At 44.2% G+C, this 15,162-nt stretch carries 12 protein-coding genes; all 12 read right to left on the reverse strand.

Annotation, left to right across the window (positions count from 1 at the left end; genetic code table 11):
- Positions 1-9: 9 nt before the first annotated feature.
- Positions 10-1,197: a glycosyltransferase family 2 protein gene (locus tag AB4513_RS22000; protein WP_009846771.1), complete on the reverse strand. Its 1,188-nt coding sequence runs from the start codon at positions 1,195-1,197 to the stop codon at positions 10-12.
- Positions 1,194-2,294 carry a glycosyltransferase gene (locus AB4513_RS22005; protein WP_009846770.1) on the reverse strand — a complete coding sequence of 367 codons (1,101 nt, stop codon included), beginning with the start codon at positions 2,292-2,294 and terminating at the stop codon, positions 1,194-1,196. The genes AB4513_RS22000 and AB4513_RS22005 overlap by 4 nt, the downstream gene beginning before the upstream one ends.
- A 363-nt stretch (positions 2,295-2,657) precedes the next feature.
- Positions 2,658-4,082, reverse strand: a complete 1,425-nt coding sequence (locus AB4513_RS22010) for a Wzz/FepE/Etk N-terminal domain-containing protein (protein ID WP_102257386.1) — start codon at positions 4,080-4,082, stop codon at positions 2,658-2,660.
- Positions 4,079-5,197: a glycosyltransferase gene (locus tag AB4513_RS22015; protein WP_009846768.1), complete on the reverse strand. Its 1,119-nt coding sequence runs from the start codon at positions 5,195-5,197 to the stop codon at positions 4,079-4,081. The genes AB4513_RS22010 and AB4513_RS22015 overlap by 4 nt, the downstream gene beginning before the upstream one ends.
- Complete coding sequence (locus AB4513_RS22020; RefSeq protein WP_009846767.1) at positions 5,190-5,975, reverse strand: DapH/DapD/GlmU-related protein; 786 nt, start codon at positions 5,973-5,975, stop codon at positions 5,190-5,192. The genes AB4513_RS22015 and AB4513_RS22020 overlap by 8 nt, the downstream gene beginning before the upstream one ends.
- A gap of 92 nt (positions 5,976-6,067) precedes the next feature.
- Entirely contained in the window at positions 6,068-7,444 is a 1,377-nt protein-coding gene (locus AB4513_RS22025) for an O-antigen ligase (RefSeq protein WP_009846766.1), read from the reverse strand.
- 259 nt (positions 7,445-7,703) lie between these two features.
- Positions 7,704-8,810, reverse strand: a complete 1,107-nt coding sequence (locus AB4513_RS22030) for a glycosyltransferase family 4 protein (protein ID WP_009846765.1) — start codon at positions 8,808-8,810, stop codon at positions 7,704-7,706.
- On the reverse strand, positions 8,791-10,302 hold the full coding sequence (locus tag AB4513_RS22035; protein ID WP_009846764.1) for a sigma-54 dependent transcriptional regulator: 1,512 nt from the start codon (positions 10,300-10,302) through the stop codon (positions 8,791-8,793). Before AB4513_RS22035 ends, AB4513_RS22030 begins: the two co-directional genes overlap by 20 nt.
- 211 nt (positions 10,303-10,513) lie before the next feature.
- Positions 10,514-10,918, reverse strand: a complete 405-nt coding sequence (locus tag AB4513_RS22040; RefSeq protein ID WP_009846763.1) for an Hpt domain-containing protein — start codon at positions 10,916-10,918, stop codon at positions 10,514-10,516.
- A gap of 404 nt (positions 10,919-11,322) precedes the next feature.
- Positions 11,323-12,555, reverse strand: a complete 1,233-nt coding sequence (locus tag AB4513_RS22045; protein ID WP_009846762.1) for a glycine betaine/L-proline ABC transporter ATP-binding protein — start codon at positions 12,553-12,555, stop codon at positions 11,323-11,325.
- Positions 12,548-13,447, reverse strand: a complete 900-nt coding sequence (locus AB4513_RS22050) for a proline/glycine betaine ABC transporter permease (protein WP_009846761.1) — start codon at positions 13,445-13,447, stop codon at positions 12,548-12,550. The genes AB4513_RS22045 and AB4513_RS22050 overlap by 8 nt, the downstream gene beginning before the upstream one ends.
- A 147-nt stretch (positions 13,448-13,594) precedes the next feature.
- The gene (locus AB4513_RS22055) at positions 13,595-14,587 is read right to left on the reverse strand and encodes an ABC transporter substrate-binding protein (protein ID WP_009846760.1); all 993 of its coding nucleotides are present in this window, start codon (positions 14,585-14,587) and stop codon (positions 13,595-13,597) included.
- Positions 14,588-15,162: the final 575 nt, after the last annotated feature.

The following is a 15,162-nucleotide window of genomic DNA, read 5'->3' on the forward strand; positions in this document are numbered from 1 at the left end:
AATAAGTCCTTAATGATTCGCTCGTGTCCAAGGTGAGTTTTCTAGCCCGACTAGGTAACGAATGCCACCAATGAAGTTGGCATAGTGTCCAACTATCAAATAAGAGATTAATGAAATAGGTTTATTTACGAGACGCTTTGGCAAGATGCAGCCAAGTACGCCAATGGTATACACGGCAACTTGAGCCCATAACAACACTTCAAATATCAAGTAGTTGTTAAGTAAGATTGAGCACACCAAGCACACAATCATTAAATATGGAGTGAGTAGACGAAGTCCTTTTCCAGAGAAGAACGCAAACGCGATGCCTTTGAACTTCGGGCTGAACAAGCCAAACAATCGAATCGCTTGTTGCATGTTACCCGCTGAAATACGAAGTCTTCTTTTGAAATCTGTTTCTAAATTTGATTCTTCTAGTTCCAGTGCGACCATTTGTGTTTCGTATTCTGCGATGTAACCTTGTTTAACGATTCGCATCGGTAGGATGAAATCATCATTAATAGTGTTGAGTGGAAGCAGTTCGAACAGGTGTGTTCTAAACAAGTAGAAAGCGCCATGAGAACCTAAGCTCGAACCTAATGAAGCTTCTGACTCTTTAACGGCGGTTTGAAACTGCCAATAGGTATTTTCACCTTCGTTACCTGTTGGGCAAAGCTGATACGTTGCGTTTACCACGCCAACCTTGTCACTTACAAAGTGAGCGGCGGCAATAAGCAGCGCATCCAATGAAATAAGGGCTGACACATCACTCAGAGCCGTGATGTCGCTGTTTATGCTTGTCACTTCTTCATTGATAACCGCAACTTTCCCTCGGTTGGTTTTGTGGTCATGTATCTCGAAATAGATATCGCTGCACATCGCTTCTTGAATCGTCATTTGAGCGATTTTTACCGTGTCATCAGTACAACCATCACAAGCAATAATCACTTGTAACTTCTTTTTTGGGTAATCGAGTGAAGCAAGATTACGGATCTTGTCTGCGATCCATTGCTCTTCGTTAAATGCCGGTACAAGAATGGTGATGGTGGGTAGTGTGCAATCTTGTTGTTCGTCTTTATAACAACGGTGGCTCTCTTCAATCTGACGCGCCGGGTGACTTTTCGCATACCAACGTAGTAACAGTGGATAGGCGGCGTGATGGTAGACAATCAGCGCACCAGAGAATAAGCAAAGTCCTGCAAGCAACCAGTCGATCATGCGCAAACTCCTTCTGAGATGTCGTTGTAAGACGAAACCATTTTGATGATATCGAAGTTGTCGAGAACGTAACGACGAGGTGACAAAAAGCGTTCATTTTGTTTTTCTAATAGCGCACTGGCTAATCCGGCAATGCTGCCACTTTTGACGAGGGAACTGCTGATGGGACATAAGGTTTCATCAACCGCACCGACGTTCATCGCGACGGTTGGAATGTTACATGCTTGGGCTTCGAGTGTAGAAAGAGGAAGCCCTTCGTGGCGTGAAGGTAGGCAGAAGGTATCCAGCGCTCCGTAAAAGGTGGTCATGTCATCCACTAAGCCAAGAAAGATCACACGTTCGCTGAGATTCAAGCGGTCAGTGAGTTGTTTCAGTTGATTGCGTTTTGAACCATTACCAGCCAGTGCGACAACGGTATTTGATGGCAGTAGAGCAAGTGCCTTAATCAGCTGGTCTTGACCTTTCACGTGCTCTAAACGCCCCGCACAACCAATGATGTATTTGTCGGTTGGTAGGTTGTGCTTTGCTCTCGCGTCTGCTTTTGACATCGGTTTAAACTTCTCACAATCTACGCCGTTTTTAATCGTGATGATGTTTTTGTATGAAAACGCACAACGTAACTGATTGTAAACGCGTGTTGCATCGGCCACTAACGTTGGTTGAGCCGCTTTCAATGCAAGGGCTTGTAAGCGACGACGTTTGTTATTTTTCAAATGCCAAGCATCATGCTCGGTATGAATTCGAGTAGGAACCCCAGTTACACGGGCAGCGTAACCCGCGTAGAGCAGTGGGCCTATGTGATGCGTGTGAACAACATCAGGTCGAATACCGTTAAATGCTTTCATCAATTTGATGATGATACTGAATTGTACGCCTGGTGCTTTATCCAAAAAGACGATTTGATTTTGATACTGCTTTAATTTAGGCCAGTTGTTGATCGAGTCTTCTTTTGTTCCTTCTAAACTGACAATCAACACTTGGTCTGTTGGTTTAGCAAGGCGCAGCAAATCTAACGTTAGGGTTTCTAATCCGCCGGGAGCGAGGTGCTGAACAACGTGTATGATCTTTTTACCATGCTTCGTTAAGTGCGTATTCATAATTTGGACCCTGCCTTTATAATTCTTGTTTCGCCTTTCTGACATTTTTCTTGAAGTAACTTCTTTAAAACGTTTAGCTACACAATGAGACTGCAGGAGTTGTGCCAATTAAATAACCTTTATATTTCAATCGCTTAATGCATGATTCTATAGGGCGTTTTTTGTTTCTCAAAATGGGAATCAAAACAAAACACCAATGAATAGCTATTTGGAGCATAGGGCTTGGGTTAATCGAAAGTAGCGTTAGAACTTGAGGCTTTAGACAAAAAAAACGCCAAGCGAATGTTGGCGTTTAGTGTTAGGAAGCTAAAAAGATAAGAAGAAGCTACGAAGCTAGCAAATTAAAAATGCCTTTAAGGCTAACTAACTCATTTTAGGGATAACGGTAATGACAGGAACACCTAAGATGTCTTCGATTTCGTCTTTACGCTTGATTGAAGAGTCAAACAGCTCAAACAATATCGCCAACCCAATGCCAAGGCCGATACCTGCAACGAAACCAGCCAAAACAAACACAAAAGAAGGTATGTTAGATTTGATACTAGGCGTGAAGGGTAAATCGATAATCTTCACACGTTTGTTTTGCTCGAATACGCCAAGCGAACCTGTTAGCTGAGCCATTTCATAACGCTCTGTCAGTTCATCGTATAGCTGACGCTTGATTTCAACTTGGCGTTTAAGGCGATACATCTCTTTTGCATTTTCACCGAAGTTATTCGCCTTGTGTTCTAATTCGAAAATCATAGTACGAAGGCTTTTCGTTTCTTCAGTTAAAGACTCAAAGCGAGCGCGAACCAGTTGTAAACTGTGTAGTTGGGTGACTAAAAGAGGTTGGGTATCCGAAAGTTTGTTCAGTGTAGTACTACTTGCAATGTCCCAAAGCTGGTCGCTGTTCATCGCAGGTTGAGTTACATCGAGTAAACTCTTTCTCTCATTTTCAAGTCTGTCTAGTTCACGAACTTTAGCTTGTACGGCACTGTGTTTGTTTGTGTATTTGGCTTGAAGCAGAGCCAGTTCACTACGAATATCGATGATCTGATCTTCTATTCGACCTATCACAGGGTTGGTTTTTGAAAGCTGTTGATCGATTGACCCTAAGCTTTTTTCAACACCGGATAACTCGGCCTCTTTTTCTGCGAGTGTTTGTTTGAGTGACGCTAAGCGATTCAAACTTTGGCTCTGTACCTCAGGCGTCGAATGAACATTCTCATTCATGTATAAGGCAAGAGCTTCTTCTGCTACTTCAAGTTCAGCACTGCGTTTATCTATATGAATTTTCAAGAAGTTACTCGAGTCTTCAATCGACGAACGTTCCGGAGCGAGCAATTGTTCAATGAAATGTTCACTTACCGAACGAAGCGTCGCTTCCATTCCATCTGGCGTGTTTGAGCTTAAGCTGATTTTTAGAAAATCTTTTCCAAGCTGAGTCACCGTTAGACGTTGAGATAGGTCAGTAATGATCTCTTGTTTCTCAATTTCAGGCATATCGGGCGTGGTTAATTGCAGTTCATCAGCGACCGAGTAAAGCACATGTCGACTATGAAGTAGTGTTCTCAACGCGTTAAGGCGGTCTTTGAGCATGGTAGAAACGGCAATGTCTTCCAAGAATGGATTCATTTTGGCCGTTTCTTGAATCAACATACTGGTATGCGCGTCATATTTAGTCGGGGCCAACTTGCTCACACCGAAGCCAACAAAGGGCAAAATAAAGATTGGGAGAACAATAACGTAGCGTTGGCGCCACATGGCATTTAGGATGACTAGTAAGCGCAACTTAAGATTATTCATAAAAGCTCCAACATCCAATGTACGAAGTTACCACGGTTCTGCCAGCTCTCTTGTTCGACGACAGAGATTGGTGAATTGCTCAGCTGGCGTGCATGATCAAGCGCCCAAATCATTTGGTTTACACTACCAACTGTGGTGACATGTTCTTGATATGGCTTTAATGCTGGGAATTGAGTTGTGATAATTGGCGTGCCGGCCGCAAGGTACTCCATTAGTTTGAGTGGGCTACAAGCTCGGATCTGCTCGTTATCAACAAACGGCAACAAGCTCACATCCCAGTGTTGAGAATAGCTTGGCAGCGTATAGTGCGGACGTGGGCCAAGGTAATGTACGTTACTCAACTCAGGCAGCATGATCGTATCAAGCTCATTTGGGCCAATAAATACAAAGTCCCATTCCGGCATTGCTGTCGCGACATGATCAATCATTTCATAATCAAGCCACTTAGAAAGGCTGCCATAAAAACCAGCAATAGGGCGGTGGTTGCTTGGTAAATCTTTTGCTCTTGGTGCAGGTGTAGAAAATAGCCCGACATCGACACCATGTGGTAAGAGCTGAGCTTTCTCGCTAGGGAATTTGTCCATCAACTTTTCACTAGCAGCGAAGATCAAATCTGATTTTTCAATGAGTTCTAATTCATGCTTTGCGACCGTCTTGTGGTCTACGCCCGCAAGTGCACTAAAATCATCCCCACAGTAATAAACAACCGCTGACTCGCCTAAGTGTCCGCACAGATCAACAGCAGTCGGAAGAGAACTCCATAGGATAGGCGCGTTAAGGTTAAGCTCGGCAATCACTGGTTTTAGTTGGTGCAACATCATTTGCTGAGCCAACTTTCTACAAAATTTAGAAGCAGGCGCAGGGATTGTCTTTAAGTTAACGATAGTAATGTTGTCGTGTCCCTCAGAGTCGAGCATGTTTTGAGTAACGGCTTTGGTTTTGCCAAACAATTTGTGGAACGCTCGGGTGGCATCTTTAGCTGACAGCTTCGGTTGTCTTAGGCCAATAGAGTTGACCCATAAGACTTTGTGTTGCTTAGCAAGGTGACGCACTAAATGTTGAGTTGATGACGGTAGGCCGCCAAAGTCTTCACCAAATACGATTAAATCACGCATGGTCACCTCCATGAGTCTCTAATGAATCGAATACATCGGATTCAGTCACTTCAACGGATTTAATCTGTCCGACTACTCGAGCTGGGTTACCACCTGCGATTGCGAAGGCCGGGATATTCTTTGTTACTACGCTGCCTGCGGCTATAACGGCACCTTCGCCGATAGTTACGCCGCCTTTTACAGTTACATTGGTTCCCAACCAAACGTCAGGTTCAAGAATGATGTCGCCGATTTGCTGAGGGTCATCACCTTCACCTTGCGCTCGACGTTTTGCATCTAGCGGGTGACCAGAGTATCCAAATAGAAACGCGCCGCCAGCGATTCGTACGTTGTCAGAGATAACGACTTTACCGCCAACAGCGATAGTCGACTGCCAACCGATGTCGACGTTGTTGCCAATCGATAATAGTGGGTGTTCCAAGCCTTCAAGTGGCTGAGTACAACCAGAGAATGTCGTGTGGCCAGAGATACGGCAGTTATCGCCAATCGAAATTTGCACCGGACCGCTGACGAAAGGCAGACCACCATACAAATACAGGCGCTTGCCACATTGAGCCACACGACCTTTGAAAGCCGGTGTCCAGTAGAAGAATCGCGTCAAGCCAGAAACCAAACTTACCACTAGCTTGTGCGCTTGATAGAGGCAACGATTAAGTATTTGAGGGGTAGGTAGCTCTGCGCTTCTGATGTCTTTCAAAATGAAAAACACATTTCTAATTCGAGAATTAGGATGAAACTTAAGCCAATGTTTGAATTGATGTATAGATACTGACGTCATAATGAAAATCCTCTATTTTGTTATATAGAAGTACTTTCATATACTGTGCCATTTAATAAATATAATATTTTCAACGAGTTAAAATGTGGGTTTTAGGTTTTCTCATTTTGACAGGCAGTTTGAGATACGTTTGAGACGCAAACTGTGAGCGCTGCGAGGATATAAATCGGCCAGTTGAAGCCTTGAGTCAAAAACGTACCCGACACGATTGTTCCAATCAGACCTGCATAGATCGCATAGGCGACCGCATTTAGTTCAGGTGCGATTTCTGTGGTTGAGTTTTTTAATCTGGTGAGTGTGGATCGGGAGGTTTTGATCAAAGAAACGATAAGGCAGACAAAAATGATAAGACCAATGAAGCCAGTCTCTGCTAACACACCAAACCACGTACTGTGAACGGCGTGATTCAGTCCGTCCCAGTGCGAACTGTAAAAGAAGTAATTCGAGAAGAAGTTGTTCAACCCTACGCCAGTCAGTGGATTCTCAACCGCCATTTTTACTGCCGCTTCCCAGGCATATATTCGACCCATTGCAGATTCATCGATACCTTGTTCAGCGGCACCACCAGAAGCTCTGTCTGAGATCCCAGCAACTAAATAGAGCGCCACGGCCGCGATGGTTCCTACGGAGATTAACAGGACTTTAGAACGAACTAGTTTCCACGCAAAAATACCAATCACCGCAATACAACCCAGTAATCCGCCACGGCTTTGAGTCGCAATAATGGCGGCGAGCAGTAACAAACAGACTAACCCGCTGATTAAACGTTTGGACCGTGAGATGCCAGATGTGGTGGCTTGGCTTATCGTAAAGGCAAGGGGGAACATCAGTACCAGTGCTAAGTCGTTAGGGTCACCTAACATAGAGCCAAAATCGCGCCCAATAGTTACGCGCGAGCCTTCAACAAGCCCAATACCATTTACTGAGTTGTACACGGCAATAAAACTGACTAAAGCGCCTGCGTAGATAATCGTCATCGCGGTTTTTGCAAGATTTTCCGTGGTGTTTACTAACCAAGTAATCGCCAGCGTCATGACGATTATTTTCCAATAAACACCTTTGAATTCTGCAAATGCTATGGGCCTGTTAGACGCGAAGATAATACCAATGAAAACCAATACCCAAAATATGGCGAGCCAATTTAAACAAGGGTGCCAAAAGATTTTTAGCTCTTTACTGATTAGTGCATGCCAGATCAGAGCGGACAGGGCACCTAATGAAAGCATCAGCGGTATTTTTAACGAATAGAGTTGAGGTATGGCTTCGTGAATTCGGAAAAATGAAAAGACAACGAACAGTAGAACTAGCCAGAATGTCTTGTTTAACACGAATAACCCAGCTAATGGCACAAGAGCGAGCGCTACAATGACAGCAGGGTGAGGCACAAAGTACCAAACAATACCAAGCCCAACACACAAGGTGCTGATAGTGATGATGACTGGCAATCTATTGGCTTCAGGGGTGAGCATTGTAATCTCTATTGCTGAGTAAACTATTCATGGCAGCTCTCTATCGTTATACATTTGAAAGTCGTATCTAATGCGTGATGTTAAAGGTTGCAAAGCGAGTGCCAGTTATGCATTTCATTTAACCAACTGATTTAATGATGGATTATGGAGTAAGACTATAATCTTAAGTTGAGATTTGTCATTTTGAGAATCAGTATAAAACTGACTAAAACGGCCAAATTATCAAGCTAAAATAACCAGTTATCTACTAAGACTAGGATTAACGATCGAGTTGGTAGATTTCCAACAACTTCGGGACAACAGCTTGTGGCGAATATTGGTGTTTGACCGTTTCTATCGCGTTACTTCTGAGAGAGTCACGTTGTTCAATCGACAATGATATCCACAAAGATAAAAACTGTTCTAGTTCAGCTTCTGAATTGGCGAGGTAGCCGTTAACTTGGTGCTCGATGAGTTTAGGCAAGTTACCAACTGAGGTGGCGAGGACAGGAATGCCGCGAATCATGGCTTCTAATGCCGCCATAGGTAAGCCTTCAAAGCGGGAAGGGATGATTAACAAATCGATTTGGCTCCAAACGTCGTCCATATTGGTTTGATGCCCATGAAAGGTAACATTATCAGGCTGCGATTTAACTAACGCTTCCATTTCTGGCCCGTCACCAAAAAGCTCAAACCGAACATCAGGAAACGGTTTGGCTAATGCGACAAATCGATCAGGCGCTTTTTCGTGGCTTAATCGTCCCACAAAGCCAACATGGAATGGGCTTGATGAAGGGGACTTTGTTAATCCGGTTGGGACCTTAACAAAGTTATTCAATTGATGGGTTTTACTCGGCACTTTCGCTTTAATCTTCTCACTGACCACGAGCGACTGATCAGAAAGAAAGCTGCTGTAACGGTCGAGCCAGTCATAAAGCCATACTTTGCCTGTTGGGGTTTCACCTGCATGATAAGTGGTGATTTGTTTGGTGTTGTTTAAACGAGGTGGGAGCTTTATTAGTTTGCTGACCAAACTGGCTTTGTAACCATGAGCATGGATAAGTCTTGGCTCATAATAATGAGCTGCACGTTTAAGCTGTGTCGCGCTATTGCCGCTTGAATCTGCAGAGTATGAGGCTAAATCGGAGAGGTAACTATAAGGGATGCTCAGCGCATTCAACTTTTCAACGATGATCGCTTCAGGATTAAACTTAGTCAAAAGAACGATTCGAATAGCCTCTGAATACTGAGCGCTTTCAGATATCAGGCCTTGTGCTAACTCTAAAACATGCGTTTCTATGCCTCCAAAAGTTTGGCTGTCGATCAACAGCCAAATCTCGTGAAGGTTTACGTTGAGTACACCTTGGCTAGGCTTGATTGTACTCATCTTCCGATTCCCAAGCCTGTTTCTTACGATAAACAGTAGAAGGGCTAAGTTCTAACAGCACGGCAGCGTTTAACACATTCCCATCGCAATGATTGATGGCATGTTGAATAGCTTCGCGCTCTATTTGCCACATTGGACGAATAGCACCTTCGCTTGTTGTAAATGCGGGCGTCATCGGATCGTTGTTAGCGGGGACAACTGAGGATTGCTCCAACTCTTCCGGTGTAATAGGTGGCAACTTAGCTTCTGGTGCTTCCACAACAGCAGCTTGGGGCGCAGCTACTCGAATAGGTGTCACTGATTTCGTGGCTTGAGCTGCGTCTACTTTATTAATCGGAGGCGGTAACATGTCTTTGGTCACGCTCGTTTCATTGTTCAACACCACGATGTTACGGATGATGTTTTGCAACTGACGTACGTTGCCCGGCCACGCATAACGTTTAAGTAGATTCTGCGTTTCTTTGTCTATTGATTTGAACTTCTTCTTGTCTTGCTTCGCGTACAGCTTCAAGAAGTGATTAGACAGGGTGACAATGTCACTTCCTCGTTCACGAAGCGGTGGCATCTCGATAGGCACAACGTGAACACGATAGTAAAGGTCTTCTCTAAAGCGTCCTTCTTCTACCTCAACCAGTGGATCGCGGTTGGTCGCACAGATAATTCTGACATCCACTTTAATCTCGCGGTTGCCACCGAGTGGGGTAAACGTACCGGTTTGCAAAAATCGTAGGAGCTTCTTCTGCATCTCCAGTTCCATTTCACAAAGCTCATCGAGAAATAGGGTGCCGCCATGCGCTTGCATTGCGGCACCTTTACGGTCGGTTGTCGCACCGGTAAATGCACCTTTAACGTGACCGAAGATTTCACTTTCCATTAGGTCTCGAGGGATAGCACCACAGTTAATAGCAACGAAGGGCTTACTGTTGCGCTGGCTCTCTTGGTGAATCGCTTCCGCACACACTTCTTTACCCGTACCACTTTCACCGTTAATAAACACGCTGGCGGTAGTTGGTGCTACCGAATCGATAATTTTGTAAACCGCTTGCATAGGTAGGCAAGAGCCGATGAAATTATGAAAGCGGTCACGATCGAACTTGCTTTGCATGTCATCGACAAGGTTCTCTAGCTTAGCTCTTTTTAGATGTAAGCGAACAGAGGTCTTTAGTCGGTCGGCTTGAATGGGCTTCTCTAAGAAGTCTTCCGCACCGCGCTGGATAAGGTCTACAGCAATGTTTACTGAGCCATGTGCCGTCGCGATAATGACGGCGGTTGGTATTTCGTTCGTACTAATCCAATCTAAGACTTCTTCCCCTGGCATGTCGGGCAACTTAAGGTCGAGAATAACAAGCTGTGGAGAGTGCCTTTCAATGAAGGTCTTAGCTTCCACGCCGGTTTCGACGTGGAAGATATCGTAGGGCTCGTCCTTTACGTACTGCTTGTAGAGTACGGCGAGTGAGGTGGAGTCTTCAACTAACAATACCTTAGGGCGCATTGTGTATTCCTTTTGAAACTTTATCCTAACCAATCAATAACATAGTGATATGGAACCATCAATACGAGTCTTGTGTATTTGTTATCTACCGCATGCAATCTTTTAAGGCGCGGTGTGTAGAATTTCCCGCATTGCTACTCATACTGGTTCGCATCTTTATGGGGACTATATTAATAACGACTATGTTGAGTTTTTATCTGAACATCCAAAGTTAACTGAAGCCTGCCTGTTTCCTGTCAAGCAAGGCTTTGATTGAACGCTCTGCGAGTTCTAGTAATTCGTCAACTTGCAGAAATGCCGCATCGTGACTCTGTTCTAGACACTGCTTCTCTAAAGCGCGAGCTAACTCACCCAAAGGGCGATTACCTAATGAGAGTGCGGTGCTGCCAAGAGTATGAACCTCGAACTCAAGTGTTTGAGCGTCGTGCTGAGCGACAGCCTCTTTTATGGCGACCAAGCGTGTTTGTGATTCTTCGACATAATGGTCGATCAAGATCGGGATAATATCCGCACTTGTATCTCGAATCATTTGCTCTAGAACGCTTTCATCAACAAGCTCGCTAACTTCTTGTGAGTTTAGATGTGCAGCTGTGTCTGACGCTAAAGTGGAATTCATCAAACTAAGTCCTTTTGTTGAGCGTAATATCCGTGAGTACTATTAAGTTTTAGTCATTTTCTAGAATAATTTCAACTGCTTGCCTTATAAACAAAGCAATTAATTGCCTTCTCGCCCGAATTGCCACTATGTTTGTGACAAACCTAACGAACTGATTTAAATTTGTTTTCTCTTATGAAATATAAACTTAGGCACCTATTAGCCTGGGTACTAGTAAGCTTAAAGGGGAGAGTGCAGGACAAAGCGAGGCCGATACACATAAAAAAGACCACTGCAGTTACTAACAACAGTGGTCTTAGAGCAGGTTAACTCGCTTGGGCTAAGCTAAGTAGCTATAACCCACATCCCTATAACCCAAATAGCGATAATTTAAACAGCCGTGCTTTAAATATCGAAAAGTAGAACTACGAAGCTTTATCAATCTTTGGCTTTGGGTCGGTTTCTACTTCTTCCTCGCTACTTTCAGAGAAGATATCAGCAACAGCGCTTCTCTCTAGTTCACCTTTTAGGTTACCGTCCTCATCAACAACCGGAAGAGAATAGTCACAAGACATAGTGTCTGGTAGCACTTCTTCAATCACCGCATCAGGCAAAATGGCTGGAACTTCTTCGTATATCTCTTCACTGAAGTCATGCACCGATGAATCTTCAACTGCATCCTGTAGGCTCTCTTGTGTGACTAGACCTTGATAGCCTTCATCCGTTACGTGATAAGCGTAGTCATTTTTCAGCATCTTCATTTGTGCCAAAGCACCTTCAATCGTTTCAGATGTGATTCGATAGAGAGGGGGCTGCATAACGGTTTCAACGGTCAATGCACGAGCACGGTTTACGTCTTTAACGAATGCCTCTACATAGTCATCGGCTGGATTCAGCAGAATCTCATGTGGTGTACCTTGTTGTACCAACTCGCCATCTTTCAAAATTGCGATTCGGTCGCCGAGACGAAGTGCTTCATCCAAATCGTGGGTGATGAAAACAATCGTCTTATGAAGCTTCTCTTGCAGTTCAATGAGTTGATCTTGCATTTCACTTCGAATCAAAGGATCGAGCGCTGAAAACGCTTCATCCATTAATAAGATTTCAGCATTAGTACACAGAGCTCGAGAAAGACCAACACGTTGTTGTTGACCGCCAGAAAGCTGGGCAGGGTACTGCTTGCCGTAACCTTTCAACCCCACCGTTTCTAACCACTCATTGGCTTTCGCTAAACGGTCTTCTTTTTTGATACCTTGTACTTCCAAACCGTACGCAACGTTTTCTACCACGGTGCGATGAGGCATTAAGCCAAAGCGTTGGAATACCATCGACATTTTATGACGACGGAACTCTTCTAATTGCTTGGTATTGAGGCTCATCACATCGATGCCTTCAACCATGATTTTACCTTGAGTCGGATCTATCAAACGGTTGAAGTGGCGAATCAAAGTCGACTTCCCTGAACCAGAAAGCCCCATGATAACGAAGATTTCGCCACGGTTAATCTCAAGGTTAATCTCTTTCAAACCAACGGTATGACCCGTGTCAGCAAGAATCTGGTCTTTGTGTTCGCCGTTCTGAACTCGGTTCATAACAGACATCGGTTTCGGTCCAAACACTTTGTATAGGCCACTAATCTCAATCAATGGTTTAGTCATGCTTGAGTCCTCCTAAATGCGCATTGGTTCTTCTTGCGTATGCCTGTGAAGCGCGGTCAAAAAGAATTGCGAGGGCAACAATGGCAAAACCGTTCATCAAGCCCAATGTGAAATATTGGTTGGTGATGGATTTAAGAACTGGTTGTCCTAGGCCTTTAACACCAATCATTGATGCGATAACAACCATAGACAGTGCCATCATGATGGTTTGGTTGATACCCGCCATGATCGTTGGCATTGCTAACGGTAGTTGAACACCCCATAAGCGTTGCTTTTTGCTCGCACCAAAAGCGGTAGCCGCTTCCAATACTTCTTTGTCGACTAAGCGTATGCCTAGGTTGGTTAAACGAATCACAGGTGGAATCGCGTAGATAACCACGGCGATTAGCCCTGGAATCTTACCGATGCCGAGTAGCATTACCACTGGGATCAAGTAAACGAATGCCGGCATGGTTTGCATGATATCAAGCATCGGCGTAACGATAGATTGCGCTCGATTCGAACGAGCCATCGCAATGCCAATCGGAATGCCTAAGAATATCGAAACCAAGGTACACACAGTGATGATACTAAGCGTCCGCATGGTGTCTTCCCACATACCAAAGTAACCAATAAGGAGCAGGGAAGCGACACAACCTAAAGCCAGTTTCCAAGAGCGACTCGCGGCGTAGACAAGGCTTGTACAAACAGCGAGGACTATAATCCAAGGGGTTGAGATAAGAAGTTTTTCAAACCAAACCAGGAATGAAAGAAGAGGGTCAAATAGAGATTCAATCATTTCACCGTATTCACGAGAGAATTCACGGTATGCGCCATCTAGCGTCTTTTTTATGGTTCGTAAATCAGCGCGTTCCATCTCTGGAAAGGTTGATAACCAATTGGTGTCAGCCATTTTATATCCTTATAGTTCGGAGCCACTTGTTCATGCGATGAGGTAATCGCCTATGAAAAGGGCTCCGAATCATGAATAACATCAAGTATAGCGACGTTATTTCTGTTCTATTGTTGAAGCGTAATTACTTGTTGTTAAACCAAGCTTTTACAGTTCGGCTTCAACTTTCTTAGCCACTTCTTCAGAAACCCATGGGTGCCATACTTCTGGGAATTCACTCAAGAAATGCAGACTTGCTTCTTCACCATCGGCTTGGTTGTCTTCCATCCAAGCAAGCAGCGAGTTCATTTTGTCGTTTGTGAAACCACGTTTAGTGAAGTAGTCATAAGCTTCAGGTGCACGTGACGCAAAACTCTCAGTGGTGATAGTGTGAACGGGTGAAGGCGGGTACATGGTCGCTTTAGGTGAATCACAGTCTTCTTTGGTGGTACAAGTTAAGAACTCTTGTTCATTAACACCACTACCAAAGTCAACTTTAACCATGTCGTATTTGCCTAGAACGGCAGTTGGCGCCCAGTAGTAACCAAACCAAGCTTCTTCGCGCTCATAAGCTTTTGCGATAGAGCCAGATAAGCCGGCACTCGAGCCTGGATCAACAATCGTGAAACCACTGTCTTCCAGCTCAAGAGCGTTAAACAAGTTTCCGGCACTGATCTGACAGTTCCAGCCTGCTGGGCAACTGTAAAATGCTGATGTATCTGGGTCTTCAGGGTGCTTAAATAAGCTAGCGTTTTTACGTACACCTTCGATGGTTGCCATCTCTGGGTATTGTTTAACTAAGTAAGCTGGAACCCAAAAGCCTTCTTCACCGCCATTCACAAGTGCTTTACCTGCATAGCGAAGACGTTTTTCTTGGACACCCTTGTCCAATGCGTCTTTTAAGCTGTTGCTCCAAAGTTCAGGTGCAACATCAGGCTGGCCTTTTTCAATCATGGATGTGCCTGTTGGCATAGTGTCGCCAGGGATAAGTTCGGCATCACACCCATAACCATGTTCTAGGATGAATTGGTCGATATTGGCGATCAGTGTTGCAGAGTTCCAGTTCATATCTGCGATTGTTACGCTGCCACATTCTCCAGCGTTAGCATTACCGCTGGCTGCTGCTACTAACAAAAATACGGAGCTTAACTTGTATTTCATATTGAGTTTCCTTTCTCTTTAATAATACAACTAAGGTAACCAAGGTAAATTGATTATCTAAATTGCTCGATGGTGATCCTTTCCGTGTATTTGAACCATTTGAGCAGAAGGAGGGATGGGTGAAGTGTGAATAGATAAACGTGCAAAGTCAGTGAAGTGTGATTTGCCAATTCATCCACTGTGTTTCAACAGCCATCGGATAACTTTGTCAAACTATTACAAATTCGTCAAAAACCACCTCTATTTATAATCTTAGGGAATAATCGTACGAATTCCATCTTTGATGCGATTTACATGGCACTTTAACCGTCTGTGTCACATTACCGATAAAGTTAGGCATGGGCGGTTGATTTTTGAAGGGTTTTAAAGGTGGTAAGACCATGTCTGAAGTGCGTGAAATGCGCTGAATGGTTTTTAAAATCGTAGTTTTAACAATAATTTCGTCAAAAATATCCAACTTGGTTTTAGAGTGTTTTGGCGTGAGTCCAATAGGCACTGTGGCTGTCAGGAATTAATGACAGCCATGCAGTTGCACAAGAAAGCTATAGTTGTACAAAAAAGCTATCGTGGCACAG

The organism is Vibrio sp. 10N.222.54.E6, assembly GCF_041473955.1.
In the GTDB taxonomy this organism is placed as follows: domain Bacteria; phylum Pseudomonadota; class Gammaproteobacteria; order Enterobacterales; family Vibrionaceae; genus Vibrio; species Vibrio tasmaniensis_A.